General features: G+C 41.1%; 15 protein-coding genes. 13 read left to right on the top strand and 2 right to left on the bottom strand.

Translation table 11 applies throughout. From position 1 onward, the window contains the following. Positions 1 to 20: 20 nt before the first annotated feature. Positions 21 to 1,745: a hypothetical protein gene (locus KQI58_RS03525; RefSeq protein ID WP_261982905.1), complete on the top strand. Its 1,725-nt coding sequence runs from the start codon at positions 21 to 23 to the stop codon at positions 1,743 to 1,745. Between the two features lie 347 nt (positions 1,746 to 2,092). Here KQI58_RS03525 and KQI58_RS03530 read toward each other — a convergent pair whose 3' ends face one another. Next, positions 2,093 to 3,175: an iron-containing alcohol dehydrogenase family protein gene (locus KQI58_RS03530; RefSeq protein ID WP_216406504.1), complete on the bottom strand. Its 1,083-nt coding sequence runs from the start codon at positions 3,173 to 3,175 to the stop codon at positions 2,093 to 2,095. A gap of 140 nt (positions 3,176 to 3,315) precedes the next feature. Here KQI58_RS03530 and KQI58_RS03535 point away from each other — a divergent pair, with 140 nt between their 5' ends. From KQI58_RS03535 to KQI58_RS03580, 10 genes are all read left to right on the top strand, one after another. Next, the gene (locus KQI58_RS03535) at positions 3,316 to 4,767 is read left to right on the top strand and encodes an ABC transporter substrate-binding protein/permease (protein ID WP_016178272.1); all 1,452 of its coding nucleotides are present in this window, start codon (positions 3,316 to 3,318) and stop codon (positions 4,765 to 4,767) included. Further along, the gene (locus KQI58_RS03540) at positions 4,760 to 5,482 is read left to right on the top strand and encodes an amino acid ABC transporter ATP-binding protein (RefSeq protein WP_216406506.1); all 723 of its coding nucleotides are present in this window, start codon (positions 4,760 to 4,762) and stop codon (positions 5,480 to 5,482) included. The genes KQI58_RS03535 and KQI58_RS03540 overlap by 8 nt, the downstream gene beginning before the upstream one ends. Before the next feature lie 20 nt (positions 5,483 to 5,502). Further along, positions 5,503 to 6,654 carry a pyridoxal phosphate-dependent aminotransferase gene (locus KQI58_RS03545; RefSeq protein ID WP_216406507.1) on the top strand — a complete coding sequence of 384 codons (1,152 nt, stop codon included), beginning with the start codon at positions 5,503 to 5,505 and terminating at the stop codon, positions 6,652 to 6,654. Between the two features lie 73 nt (positions 6,655 to 6,727). Next, positions 6,728 to 7,579: an AraC family transcriptional regulator gene (locus KQI58_RS03550; protein WP_216406509.1), complete on the top strand. Its 852-nt coding sequence runs from the start codon at positions 6,728 to 6,730 to the stop codon at positions 7,577 to 7,579. Positions 7,580 to 7,663: 84 nt separating this feature from the next. Continuing rightward, complete coding sequence (locus tag KQI58_RS03555; protein ID WP_216406511.1) at positions 7,664 to 8,230, top strand: NUDIX hydrolase; 567 nt, start codon at positions 7,664 to 7,666, stop codon at positions 8,228 to 8,230. A gap of 72 nt (positions 8,231 to 8,302) precedes the next feature. Then, positions 8,303 to 9,187 (top strand): LysR family transcriptional regulator, encoded by an 885-nt coding sequence (locus tag KQI58_RS03560; protein ID WP_048719746.1) that lies wholly within the window; start codon positions 8,303 to 8,305, stop codon positions 9,185 to 9,187. Between the two features lie 85 nt (positions 9,188 to 9,272). After that, complete coding sequence (locus KQI58_RS03565; protein ID WP_216406513.1) at positions 9,273 to 10,745, top strand: UbiD family decarboxylase; 1,473 nt, start codon at positions 9,273 to 9,275, stop codon at positions 10,743 to 10,745. A 9-nt stretch (positions 10,746 to 10,754) separates the two neighbouring features. Beyond that, a complete protein-coding gene (locus KQI58_RS03570) occupies positions 10,755 to 11,324 on the top strand; it encodes a UbiX family flavin prenyltransferase (RefSeq protein ID WP_154059872.1) in 570 nt (189 codons plus the stop codon). Next, the gene (locus KQI58_RS03575) at positions 11,317 to 11,700 is read left to right on the top strand and encodes a hypothetical protein (protein WP_016178280.1); all 384 of its coding nucleotides are present in this window, start codon (positions 11,317 to 11,319) and stop codon (positions 11,698 to 11,700) included. The genes KQI58_RS03570 and KQI58_RS03575 overlap by 8 nt, the downstream gene beginning before the upstream one ends. A gap of 248 nt (positions 11,701 to 11,948) precedes the next feature. Beyond that, positions 11,949 to 12,158, top strand: coding sequence for a hypothetical protein (locus tag KQI58_RS03580; protein ID WP_216406515.1), 210 nt, complete (start codon positions 11,949 to 11,951; stop codon positions 12,156 to 12,158). Positions 12,159 to 12,160: 2 nt separating this feature from the next. On the opposite strand, the gene KQI58_RS03585 is transcribed toward KQI58_RS03580, so the two are convergent. Beyond that, positions 12,161 to 12,823, bottom strand: a complete 663-nt coding sequence (locus KQI58_RS03585) for a Crp/Fnr family transcriptional regulator (RefSeq protein WP_216406517.1) — start codon at positions 12,821 to 12,823, stop codon at positions 12,161 to 12,163. 154 nt (positions 12,824 to 12,977) lie between these two features. Here KQI58_RS03585 and KQI58_RS03590 point away from each other — a divergent pair, with 154 nt between their 5' ends. Beyond that, positions 12,978 to 13,451, top strand: coding sequence for a GyrI-like domain-containing protein (locus tag KQI58_RS03590; RefSeq protein WP_216406519.1), 474 nt, complete (start codon positions 12,978 to 12,980; stop codon positions 13,449 to 13,451). Between the two features lie 100 nt (positions 13,452 to 13,551). Then, positions 13,552 to 14,040: a prolyl-tRNA synthetase associated domain-containing protein gene (locus KQI58_RS03595; protein WP_216406521.1), complete on the top strand. Its 489-nt coding sequence runs from the start codon at positions 13,552 to 13,554 to the stop codon at positions 14,038 to 14,040. Positions 14,041 to 14,179 lie beyond the last annotated feature (139 nt).

Below are 14,179 nucleotides of genomic sequence, written 5' to 3' on the forward strand. Positions count from 1 at the left end.
TCATTATTGTTGCTATAATCGTGCGTGTTGTGTTAGCCGTGGAAATGCCAGTCAAAATTTATATGCAGGCAGGGTATGACGATGCACTTTCTATCAATCAAGCATTAACTATTTTAGCGGGAAAATGGTTAGGCCCTTATGGTACGGGGACTTTGACTAAAGGGTTGTCTTTTACTTTCTTCCTTATTGTGAATCATTTTTCAAAATTGTCTTATCCGCTGTTTTTGTGTTTAGTGAATATGGCAGCGGCCTTTGCGATTGTGAAGGCTTTGGCGCCGTTGATCAAGAATCGATACTTAAGCGGACTAGGCTTTCTATTTTTCAGCTATTCACCGGCTACATTTACCTCAGATTTTTCATTAAGGGTTTATCGAAATAGTTTGGTTTTTGCAGTTGTGTTGTTCGTATTAGCCGGAATACTTGGTCATTTCTTACGAAGAAAAGAAGCACTCAGAAAACGTCTCCCATGGGCCGTCATACTGATGGCGGCTTTTCCTTTCTTTTGGTTTTTGCGTGAGGATTCTATTTGGCTAGTGCCCTTATATGCTGTCGCGACCATTTGTACGTTATTTGGAATTACTGTAAAGCATTCCTCGCTTGGCTCTTCATTCAAAGAGGGCTTTAGAAATTTTTGGATGCTGCTTAAAGAAACGAGTAAAACGAGATTAATTGGAAATATCCTACTTTTACTAGCACCTGTGCTGTTAACCGCAGGCGAATCTTTGGTCATTTCAAAAATCAATTATGAGCATTATGGAATCTTTACCACCAATGATCGGACAAAGACCTCATTTGCCAGAATGACAGAAAATCTGATTCAAATTGACAATAGCAGCTTTGATTCTGAAGTGGTTGCTGAAGACAGCGGAATTTGGGTGTCAAAAAAGACGTTTGATAAGGCACAAAAAGTGTCCCCAACATTTGCCAAATACAAAAGGGGAATCAATTGGATCTATAGTGAATCAATTTGGCCGGATTCTTGGCCAGTAAAAAATGGTGAGCTGCCTGGTGATATGTTTGTTTGGGGCTTACGTGAAATGTTTCAGCGAGAAGGTCTCTACAAGGACGGCAAAGCAAATGAAAAAGTCTTTAAAAAAATCTCCCAGGAGCTGGAAGAGGGTTTTGAGTCAGGCAAGTTAAATAGGAAAAATATGTTCTTTGTCTCGAAACAAAGCAATGGGAAAAAGCTTGAAGATATGGGAAAGGTATGTAACTATATTGGGGCAGGTGTTATTGAAACCACATTTTATCGAAGCTATCAAACGAGCTATGGTGGATCAATCTTTGTAGAAAATCAACCAGCTGAAGTTGTTCTAGACTTAATTAATGTCAAATCTGTTTCTACTTTAAAAGAGGGAATGGAGGCAGAGGAGCGGCGAACAAAACCGTTTGTATTTCTGATAAATGGGATTATCTGGATTTATCGGATTATTTCACCAATACTATTGCTTGCGAGCTTAGGCGCTATCTTATTGTTCACAATTGCTTATTTTAAAAAGAAAAGAAATCGGCCGGTTTTAGCGGATTATTTGATTATTTTCCTTGGTTTATTGTTGACCTATACCGTGTATCTATTTGGCGTTTCATGGTTTGCGACCTGGGCCCCCGGAGGAAGAGGCTTATTTATGTTTTTCTACACAGGTGCAGGGGTACCGCTGATGCAAGTAATTGAACTACTAAGCGTAACGATGATTTTCAGAAACGCAAAAGGAAAATTGTTCGAAAATAAAGTCGAATCGGATTAGGTTTCGTTAATGATATTCTAATGAAATTCATTATGAATTGTTACGCGCCTATACCAATGGTTTGCTATCCTTGCATTGTAAAAATAAGGAGGCCCCTAATAGCGCAATGAAACGAGAGAAGAACACTTCGAAAAACGAAGTAAAAACCACCGACTTTCTACTAGAGATGTTGGCGTTGTTCATCCTGATTTCCTTAACTATTTATGCTATACGAACGGGAAAGATATTTTAATAAGGATATTTCGGCAAGTATTGATAAAAGACATTCTAACCGACCAGATGAGTCGTTTAGAATGTCTTTTTTGTCTTATACCCTGATCGATGTTTTAACTTGCTGTAGATTTTATTTAGCTGCTAGTTAACATCTCTAATTCTTTCATTTTGCGAATAATTCGTTCTGGTGTGATTGTTTCTTTCATTAGATGAATCATTTCGCCAGGAATGCTGGCCCGTTCAGCAACAGCTTGATAGTCCTTCTCGGTCAATTGTAGGTGCATATCGGTTAAGCTTGTCGGAAGAGCTAATTGACGATAAAAAGGAAGCAAACGTTCAATCTCCGTTAGATTATTTTCAATCATCAGCTGTACTAGAATGCCATAGGCGACTTTGTTTCCGTGAAGCTGCTGATGACTGTCCGGTAGTACCGTCAGTGCATCATGAATCGAATGGGCACCAGCTGTTCGTCCATATTCATCACCAAAACCACCCACCATTCCAGCTAATAAAATATTGGCTTCAACTACATCGACAAAAGCTTGATTGAGTCGCTTCTGATCCATCGCTGCTAATGCCTCCATGCTCTTTGTTAAAAGAATTTCACGACATTTCTGTGCCGCAAACTCAGCCACTTGGACTTCAACAGGTTTGATTGTTAATTGTGAAATAATCGCATGGGATTCATACCATTTCGCTAACGTATCCCCAATACCGGCGATCATCAATTCACGGGGAGAGTGTAAGATAATCTCTGGATCAATCAATACTAGATCGCTGGCTTTAGGAAAAATATCGTAGCGCAGCATCACACCTTCTTCATTATAGACCACACTTAACGGGGTATAGGCAGCACAGGTTGCGGCTAGGGTTGGCAAAATAATAATCGGCAGATTCACCTTATATGCCACGAATTTGCCTAGATCGGCGACCTTTCCACCACCAACAGCGATAATCCCGTCAAATTGTTCCTTTTTGCATAAAGACGCAAAATCCTCAGCAGCTGAATCAGTACATTGTCCGCCATAATATTGGAGAGTTTTTGTTATTGATAAATCTGGGAAATAGTCTTTTACAGCCTGCCAGGATACTTTGCCGTGGAGAATCAAGACATTCTCAATGTTTCTTCTATTGAGATGAGATTCAAGTGAATCCCAAGCATTTTCTTTCAGTTCATATTCTTGCGGGGCGCCTCGCACGATCAATTGTTTTGTCATAGAAAAACTTCTTTCATCATTTTTTTAGATTAATCTTTTTTTATTATAATAGTTATGGTAGTATGAGAGCAAGTTATTTTTGAATATTTATTCTCTTATTATTCATATACTTATATTATTATTCAAAAGGAGCGAAATGAATGAAAAAGAAAGTTGGAGCATTACTCACAGTGCTATTAATGCTGCTGAATTTATTACCGGCAAAAGCACAAGGAGCAGAGAAGGATGAAATCTATGAACGAATTCAACAAAGCGGGGAGTTAGTTGTTGGATTATCCGCAGATTATGCACCCTATGAGTTCCATGCGGATGTGGATGGCAAGGATAAAATTGTTGGTTTTGATGTCTCGATTGCTGAAAAAATCGCAAAGGATATGGGCGTCAAATTAAAAATTGAAGAGCTTGGTTTTGACGCATTATTAGGAGCATTGAAAACCGGCAAGATCGATTTAGTTATTTCTGGTATGTCTATTACTGAGGAACGCCTAAAAGAAGTAGATTTTTCTGATCCGTATTTTGTCGTACAACAAAAAGTACTGGTTCGTAAAGATGACAAGAATAAATTTAAAACGACCGCTGATTTTGATGGTTTAGCAGTCGGTGCACAAAAACAAACGACGCAAGAAGATCTAGTGAAAAATGAAATGACTGGTGCCGAACCGACTTCACTTCAGAAGGTTCCTGACTTGATCAATAATTTATTGAATAAAAAAGTCGAAGCGGTAGTGCTGGAGCAGCCTGTCGCGGAGGCTTATGTCCAGCAAAGCGACAACGTAGCTTTAGCTCCTGTCAAGTTTGAACAGGGTGAAAAGGTCACTGCCATTGCGATGTCGAAAAATACACCAGAATTGAAAAAGCATGTCAACGAATCCATCAAAACAATCAATGACAAGGATCTGTTGAAGGGCTATCAAAAGGAAGCCAATGAATTGATGTTCCAAGATGAGCAATCCTTCCTGCAAAAGTATGGCCCTTATTATCTAAATGGCGCCAAATATACGATCTTATTAGCTTTTGTAGGTGTCTTGTTCGGTTTGATTTTTGGTAGCTTGCTGGCGTTGATGAAGCTAAGCAAGAGCAAGCTTTTAAAGGCTCTTGCAGTGGTTTACATCGAGTACGTCCGCGGCACCCCGCTATTGGTTCAAATTTTTATCGTGTACTTCGGTACTGGTGTTTTAGGCTTAGATTTGTCGAAATTACTAGCTGGTTGTATCGCTGTATCTTTGAATAGCGCGGCTTATGTTGCTGAGATTGTTCGAGCTGGGATTAATGCGGTCAATAAAGGACAGATGGAGGCAGCACGTTCTTTAGGAATGAATCAAAAAGAAGCGATGCGCTTCATCATCTTTCCGCAGGCGATTAAGAATATTTTGCCAGCATTGGGAAATGAGTTCGTTACGATCATCAAGGAATCCTCTGTCGTTTCCGTTATCGGAGTGTCGGAGCTGATCTTCCAAACAGGTGTAGTACAAGGTGCCAGCTTCAAGCCATTCCTGCCATATGTGCTGGTCTCGCTGATTTATTTTGTACTGACCTTCTGCACTTCTCGTCTATTAGGTTTTGCTGAAAGGAGAATGGGTCTGAATGATTAATGTAAAGCAACTGTCAAAAAGCTTTGGCGATAACGAGGTATTAAAGGCGATTGATCTGACGGTCAAAGAAGGCGAAGTGGTGGTCATCATCGGGCCTTCAGGAAGCGGGAAGAGTACGATCCTGCGTTGTTTGAACTTGCTGGAGGAGCCGACTTCTGGTGAGATCTTTTTTGAGGGGCAAAATATCACGGCTCCCGACAGCAATATTGATCAGATTCGTCAGAAAATGGGGATGGTGTTCCAAAGCTTTAATCTCTTTCCCCATATGAGTGTGTTAGAAAATTTAACGATTACACCAGTAAAAATAAAAAAAGAAGACCCTGAAAAAGCCAAAGAACAAGCTTTAGCCTTGTTAGATCAAGTTGGTTTGAAGGAAAAGGCTACTAGTTATCCTGCTAGTTTATCTGGCGGGCAGCAGCAGCGGGTGGCGATCGCTCGTGCATTGGCGATGAGTCCTGATGTGATGCTCTTTGATGAACCAACTTCAGCGCTTGATCCGGAAATGGTCGGAGAGGTGCTGTCAGTTATGCAGGATTTGGCTAAAAAAGGCATGACCATGGTAGTGGTAACTCATGAAATGGGCTTTGCCAAGGAAGTGGCGGATCGTGTGATCTTCATGGCAGACGGCATCATTCAAGAAGAGGGTACCCCTGAGGAGATCTTTGAGCGCCCGAAAAACAGTCGGACAAAAGATTTCTTAAATAAAGTATTGTAAACAGAAGCGGAGGACACAGGATGGACAAAAGTAAACTCGCGCGACGCTTCCAGCAGACGGCAGAAAATTTGCTGATGAAGATCGCCGTTTTAGCTAAAGAAAAGGAAAACATTATTGATTTGTCAATTGGCGATCCGGATTTGATTACTGATCCGGCAATTATCGAAGCAGCTTATGCTGACGTGAAAAAGGGGGCAACCAACTACACAGCACCAGATGGCAGCAAAGAATTTCTGATGACGGTCGTTGATTTTTATCAAAAAAAATACGGGGTGCACGTCCAACTCAATCAAGTTCGGGCGACTGTTGGCGCATTGCATGCCATGTATTTAGTCATGCAGGTGCTCCTTGATCCTGGTGATGAAGTGATTATTCATGAACCCTATTTTTCACCTTATCGTGAACAGGTTGTATTATCAGGAGGTAAACCTGTTTTTGTTCCTACCTATGAAGAAAATGGCTTTCAGTTAGATGTTGAGGACTTAAAAGCGGCTATCACTGATCGGACCAAGGCGATTATTATTAATTCACCAAACAATCCAACGGGAGCGGTTTTTTCAGAGAATACCTTAAAACAAATCGCTGAAGTTGCGATTGAAAAGGGGCTCTTTATTATTTCAGATGAAATCTACGAGGATTTTGCTTTCAAAGAAAAATTCGTACCCATGGCTCGTCTGGCTCCAGAAAACACCATCACTATCAGCGGTGTATCGAAGGGCTTTGCGATGACGGGTTGGCGCTTAGGCTATATGATCGCGCCAGCTTACATCAATCAAATTGCTGGAATGATCAATGAGAGTATTACGTATTCTGCACCAACAGCTTCACAGCGCGGTGCAATCTATGCGTTGAAACATTATGAGGAACTCGTACCGCCAACCGTTGAAGTGTTCAAGGAACGTTTGGCTTATATTGAAAAAAGGGTTGCTGAAATTCCTTATTTATCCTTGCCTTCTGTTGCTGGAAGCATGTATGCTTTTATTAATATCAGTAAAAGCGGCCTAGATTCAGTGACGTTCGTTGAACAGGTCTTGGAAAAAAGCGGTGTGCTCTTCGTACCGGGAAAAGCCTTTGGAGAAACCGTTGGCGACAATTATATCCGATTGGCCGCAACTCAGTCGTTGGAAGTTTTAGCCGAAGCCTTTGATCGCTTAGAAAAATTAAACTTTTAGCTCGCAAAAGCGGGCACGTTCTAAGAGGTATTCCTTTACTGGTCAGACTATAGTAGAAACAGGAGGAAGATGGATGGAATGGTTAGATCATTTCAATAATAGTATTGCTTATGTGGAGGAGAATTTAGCTGCTGAGATCAACTTGGACAGAGCAGCACAATTAGCTCAATGCTCCAGCTATCACTATCAGCGGATGTTTTCTTATATTGCTGGTGTAACGTTGGGAGAATACATTCGCCGCCGGAGGATGAGTCTGGCAGGAGTAGATTTGCAGCGAGGTGAAAAAGTCATTGATGTTGCTGCGAAATATGGCTACGATTCTCCAACTTCCTTTAATCGTGTGTTTAAGGGCGTGCACGGAATCACACCTAAGGAAGCCAAGCAATCAGGCGTAAAATTGACTAGCTATCCGATGTTGACCTTCAAATTGACCGTAAAGGGTGTGCAAGCGATGGAATATCAATTAATCGACAAAGAAGCATTTCATGTGATAGGGTTTGGTTTGAAAATCGAGCAGGACATGGAGGTAGCGCAAAAGCGTATTCCGGAATTTTGGAATGAAGTCAGTGCTAGCGGAGATCTGCAAAAGCTGCTGCCGCTGATGGATCAAGAAACGCCAGGCGTTTTAGGTGTAAGCTTGATGACCTCGGAGGTTCAGGACGCTTGGGAATATGTGATTGGCGTTGTCAGTGAAGAAGCGACCGAGAAATTCGCGCAATATGAAATTCCGGCTGCAAAATGGGCGGTTTTCTCAGGAACTGGACCAATGCCAGGAGCGATTCAAGAGTTGCAGCAGCAAGTATTTCAAGAATGGCTGCCAACTTCTGGGTTCGAATACGATGAGTTGCCGGATATTGAATTGTATTTGGCTGCCAATCCAGAAAATGCGCAATTTCAGGTTTGGCTGCCGGTTCGACCAAAATAGAATGTAATAAAGGGCTGTGGCTAATTGTAGTCACAGCTTTTTACTTGTTATAATTAGTTGAATGACTATGGAAGGAAGAGGAAAATGAAAGAAATCATTGAGACAATCAAAGCATATGAACCGTATACAGAGGAAGAAGCAGCGGACAAAAAGCTGTTTATGGAAAAACTGCAATTTCAAGAGCAGTTGTTGACGCGGGAAAATCCAGACTATCATTTTTCCTCTTCAGCTTGGGTAGTTAATCCGACTTATGACAAGGTGTTGATGGTCTATCATAATATCTATCAGTCTTATTCTTGGACAGGCGGACATGCGGATGGCTGCGCAAACCTGTTGTTGGTAGCTCAAAAGGAATTAGAAGAGGAGACTGGAATCAAGGAGTACCATTTACTGCACGATGGCTTGTTCGCCTTTAATATCTTACCAGTTCCGGCGCATTATAAAAATGGTCAGTATATTAAGGAGCATAATCATATTAATACGACCTATCTATTTATGGCGCAGGAGGATCAAACCTTCAAAATCAAAGAAGATGAAAACAGTGATGTGAAATGGATCGCTGTTAAAGATATTGACCAGAAAGTTACTGAAGAGGTGATGAAGGTTTATTATCATCAGATGGTGGCAAAGGCTCTATCGCTCAAAAAATAATTCTTTTACCCAGCCATTTGGCATAGGTGATTGTCTGCGTTAAAATATTCCTGAATGGAATGGAGTGACGAAATGGATCAGCAAAAATTAACGCTTTTTCTCGATCTAACTGAAACCTTGAACTATACGGAAACAGCGGAGCGCAATTTTATGACACAGGGCAATGTCTCAAAAAAGATCAACGCATTGGAAAAGGAACTGGGAATCCAGCTTTTTGATCGCAGCAATCGCCAGATTAAGCTGACAGAAGACGGACAATTGATCTTGGAGGATGTCAAAAGGATCGTGACTGATTATCAGATTTTAGAAGCGAATTTAACTAAACATCGAGAGAAAAAGGAGCGGGTCTTAACAATTCACACAATTCCGACGATGCCGAACTATTTGGGCTTTGATCTATTAACGAGCTTTTTGCGGCAGCATCCCGAGGTTCACTTGAACTTGCAGGAATCTGAAGCAATGGCGATGGATCGTATCCCGCTGGAAGAAAAGAATAGTGTGTATTTCTTTCGTTCATTAGATAAATTAAATGCTCAGAACTACATCACAACAGAAGAGGATCATTTTGTGGCGGTCTTGCCGAAAGCACACCCTTTAGCAAAAAATTCGACAATCACTCTTTCTGATTTGCAGGCTGAAAACTTTTTGCTGCTGGGCCAAGCATCTAAAGCTTATTATTCGGTGATGGAGTTGTGTCACAGCGTCGGGTTTGAACCGCAAGTTACTTATCAGGGAACACGGATCGATTTGATTTTGAAAATGATCGAGCAAGGATTGGGCATCTCCTTAATCATGGAAAAATCATTAGGTAATTCGCTGTCAGATCAATTAGTTCTACGCGAAATCGCACCGACGCAGGAAAGTTACCTGTATTTTTATCTCTCAGAAGAAGCCGATGCTCCGGCACCTAAATTATTTTTAAGGTATTTGCAAGATAAATATTCCAATGTGGAATAATAAAAACAAAAAGCTGAATTGTATTGTGTCTTTGATGAGCCTAAACTTAGCTTATTGAATCAAACAATACAAGGAGGCTTTTTTTATGTCGACACCTTATGATTTACGAAAGATTTTAGCTGAATTACAGGAAATGCCGGGAGAGTATCACGAAACGAATGTAGAGGTCGATCCTCATGCAGAGCTTTCCGGGGTTTATCGTTATATCGGAGCGGGGGGCACGGTCAAACGCCCGACTCAAGAAGGACCAACCATGATGTTCAACAATGTCAAGGGGTTCCCAGATACCCGAGTGTTGATCGGCATTATCGCCAGCCGCGACCGTGTCGGTAAGATCCTACATCACGATCCGAAACATCTAGGGCGTTTGTTGAAGGATTCTGTTCAAAATCCAGTTAAGCCAGTAAAAGTGACCAAAGCTGAAGCACCGGCTCAAGAAGTTGTACATTTAGCCAGTGATGAAGGCTTTGACATTCGCAAAATTTTAGCAGCACCCACCAATACAGAATATGATGCTGGACCCTATATTACAATGGGCGTTGTTTTTGGCTCTGATCCGGATAAAAGTATGAGCGATGTTACGATTCATCGGATGGTGTTGGAGGATGAAGACACGATCGGGATGTATATCATGCCTGGCGGCCGTCACATCGGACATTTTCAAAAACAGTATGAAGCATTGAACAAGCCGATGCCGATCACGATCAATATTGGATTAGATCCAGCAATCTCCATCGGCACGACCTTCGAGCCGCCAACCACACCGCTGGGCTACAACGAATTGTGGATCGCCGGGGCTTTGCGTCAAGAGCCTGTTCAGTTAGTTGATGGCGTTGCAGTGGATGAAGTTGGGATCGCCCGTTCGGAATTTATTATCGAAGCAGAGATTTTACCTCACGAAAGGATCCAAGAGGATATCAATACGAATACTGGCAAGGCGATGCCGGAATTTCCTGGTTATAACGGCGATGCCAATCCAGCTGTCAATGTCGTGAAAGTCAAAGCGATCACGCATCGCAAAGATCGACCAATCATGCAAACGACGATTGGACCATCCGAAGAACATGTATCGATGGCGGGAATTCCTACTGAAGCCAGTATTTTGGATTTAGTTGACAAGGCGATTCCCGGGAAAGTAACGAACGTCTATAATCCTCCAGCAGGCGGAGGCAAGCTAATGTCGATTTTACAGATCCATAAAGAAACAGAAGCTGATGAAGGAATCCAACGCCAAGCGGCGATTTTAGCTCTTTCAGCTTTTAAAGAATTAAAAACCGTCATTTTGGTTGATGACGATGTCGATATTTTCGACATGAACGATGTGATGTGGACTTTGAATACTCGTTTCCAAGGTGACAAGGACATTATCGTGCTGCCGGGAATGCGCAATCATCCGTTAGATCCTTCAGAACGGCCAGAGTATAATCCGGCGTCGATTCGTTTCCGCGGTATGAGCAGTAAAACGATCTTGGACGGTACGGTGCCATTTGATTTGAAGGATGATTTTATTCGGGCGGAATTCAAAGAAGTTGCGGATTGGAAAAAATATTTGGAGTAGGTGAAGCAGATGAAAAAAAGAATCGTGATTGGAATTACCGGTGCATCTGGCATTATCTACGCCATTGATTTGATCAAACGTCTAAAAGCTGATCCAACGATCGAGACGCATGGGATTATTAGTGATTGGGCAAAGCAAAATCTGAAGTTGGAATCCGATGTCAGCTTGAAAGAATTTGAAGAGATGCTGGATTATCATTACAGCAATCGTGATTTAGGTGCTGCGGTCGCCAGTGGCTCCTTTTTAACGGATGGAATGGTGATCGTGCCAGCCAGTATGAAAACTGTCGCAGGTATTTCGATGGGGTTTGGCGATAACTTGATCTCGCGAGCTGCTGACGTGACGTTGAAGGAACAAAGAAAATTGGTCATAGTGCCGCGAGAAACACCGCTGAATGCGATCCATCTTGAAAACCTGACCAAATTAGCCCGATTAGGAGTTCAAATCATCCCGCCAATCCCAGCATTTTACAGTCAGCCAAAAACAATCGATGATCTCGTGGCCCATCAATCAATGAAGCTGATGGACGCTTTAGGCATCGAAAACCACGTTTCGAGGCGGTGGAAAGACAGTGAGTAAACTCTTTACTATCAAAAAAGCCGACTACGAAATCACACTTAAAGCCGAATGGATTGGGAATGATCTGCTGCTGTGTCTTTATGGCGGTGATACGCCGCATATCGGTACGGTAACGACTTTTTCAGGCGATACACAGCTTCAGCGTTTTCCCAGTCATGATGGCCGATTTCACAAAGATGATGTTCTGGCGAAGATATTATTGGGAAGGATTCAATCAATAATTCCGGGAAATTGTGTCATTACAGCAGGCGTACATGTGGATCATATCTCAAAAGAACAGATCGAAGCATCGTTTCCGATGACAGAAGAACTTGCGGACGAACTCGTTCTTTGGATCAGTGACCACGAGCTAACCAAAGAACCGTTATATAAATAATCTCAAACTGCCTAGCTGTTGTTAGGCAGTTTTTTGCGAGGTCTGCTTTTCCCAGTTTGTTAGGCTTGAGCTCTAATTATTGATTTTCTTGAATATAGTGAACAGACTCTTCAGCAGAATCGTATGCGTGATTTTTCTGATTTTAAAAAAAGATTTCCATCAAGTTTGAAAAATCCTGCAAAATGTGACATATGTCCTAATTGGTTTCCGCCAAAAGCCATAAAATAAGGGTATAGGAGGTGCTGAAAATGATAATTCTTATACTATTGATTCTTATTGCTGCTGGTCTTATGGCTGTTAGAAAGCAACAAAAAGCCCAAGCGAAAGTAAACTATTGGGCACATATCAATGAACTTGAAGCACAACGAAAAGAACAAATCTTAGCGACTGCCATCAAAATGCAGCAACAAGAAAATACTGACTCTAAAGCTGATTGCAAATGGAAGCAGGCTAGTTAACACTACCTAGCCTGTATTCCTTCAGCCGAGCGAGCTTTCAATTGCGTCATATCAATAATCTGAAAGCCGCCATTTTCCTTTTTTAAAATGTTATCCTCAGCTAATTTTTTTAATAAACGCATCAAATGCCGATAACTGATTCCCACCGTCGCGGCGACATCTGTTAAACGATCAAAGAAAAAATCCTTATAAGCCCCTTGAGCAATATAGGAGCATAGTCGCTGCTCACCGCTAAATAAAACATTCGAAGTAAAGTTGTAGGAATCTCGGATCATATTCAACGCTAAATCCTCGGTCATTCTCGTCATGAAGGTCAGATTTTTAAAGAGAGTGTCCTGTTTACTCTGAAAAGGGATCAGGATACATTCAAAAGGCGAGAGCGTCATGACGGAGGCGGTCGCATACTTCGTTCCAGTCATTAATTCCGCGTGTCCGATCAACCCTCTAGAAAGATAATGAGCTAAAATCAAGTCTTTGCCATTCGGAGCACTGACGCAAACTTTGGCTTTTCCTGAAACTACGATCATCAAATACTTGTATTCCACACCTTGACTATATATTTCTTCTCCCGTACCAAAATGCCGAATCTCACAAATCGATTCATGCTCCAATAAACCATAATAATCGAGTATTTCGCGGTGCAGCTTTTCCACTTTTCCTACCATTTCCTCACCCTTTTTTTCTATAATGGTCTTCACTTAATATTTTACTATGAATCAAGTTTGAAGGGCGCTTTAAGATCTATTTTTACTTTTCGCGATTTCTTTTCTCGGATCTTTCAGTTAAACTAATTGAAAACGATTAAAGGATTGTCGTGATATGATCAAGTATAAGCTAAAAGAATTAGCGTCCTTTTCTGTTGCTGGTCTAGAACTGGCGCTGACAAATCAAAAAAGCAAGAATCTTGAACGCAGTCTATCATTTTGGCCGCGTTTTAATTATCAGCTTAAAAGCAATGGATTGAACCAACAAACTGGAAATTGGACTAAGTATGCGTTTATGGAACGGCGAGATGGGCAGCTTTATTATTATTGTGCCATCCCAAAAATGAAGGCGAATCCAACAAAATTCATTTTGAAGGATATTCCTGCGGGGAAATATTTGGTTGTGGAGCATCAAGGTGCGATGGACCAAATCTACGCTACATATGAAGAGATTTACCAGAAGCTGATTCCCAAGCTTGGTTTGAACTTGGAACAAACGAACTTTTTACATTTTGAAAAATATGACGAAAGATTTCATTGGAATCGAAGCGGTTCAATTATTGAGCTTTGGATTCCATTAAAAGACTAAAGGGTCTAATTAAAGCTGTATTTATAAATATTCATTTTTTATCTGTATTTGGATATGATATACTTTAACTATTCATAACTGATCGTTAGGAGGAAGCATTGTGAATAAAAATGAGATTTTGGATTATCTTAGCAAAAAGGATATTTGGTTTGAAGTGACAGAACATCAGGCTGTATACAACATGGAGGAACTTTCCGAGGTTGCGTTGCCATACCCAGAAGCTGATGCGAAGAATCTTTTTGTCCGTGATGATAAAAAAAGAAATTTTTATCTAATTACTGTTAAAGGCGACAAAAGGGTCGACCTTAAAGAGTTTAAGAAGGAAAACAACACGCGACGATTATCTTTTTCATCAGAGAATGATTTAATGGAAGTGATGGGATTAGTTCCAGGCGCGGTGAGCCCTTTTGGAATTTTAAATGATTCAGAACACAAAGTACACTTCTTTATTGATGCCGACTTCTTTGAAGAACCAGGACTTATTGGTGTTCATCCGAACGATAATACAGCAACCGTATGGTTAAAAACAGAGGATTTAGTCGCGATTGTTAAAGAGCATGAAAATCAAGTAACGGTTGTTCACCTTTAGATTTCATGTCCTTCATAGTAACGTGACTCAAATGAACTTGGGTGTTTTAAAATTAGCTTCTCAGATTTTTTTGCGTTAAATTACGTATAGATGTATCTATTTTTTAAAGATATTAGGTCGCAGCTTAAAGCACTCTTTT

It is taken from the genome of Enterococcus raffinosus, from assembly GCF_018917525.1.
Taxonomy (GTDB): domain Bacteria; phylum Bacillota; class Bacilli; order Lactobacillales; family Enterococcaceae; genus Enterococcus_A; species Enterococcus_A raffinosus_A.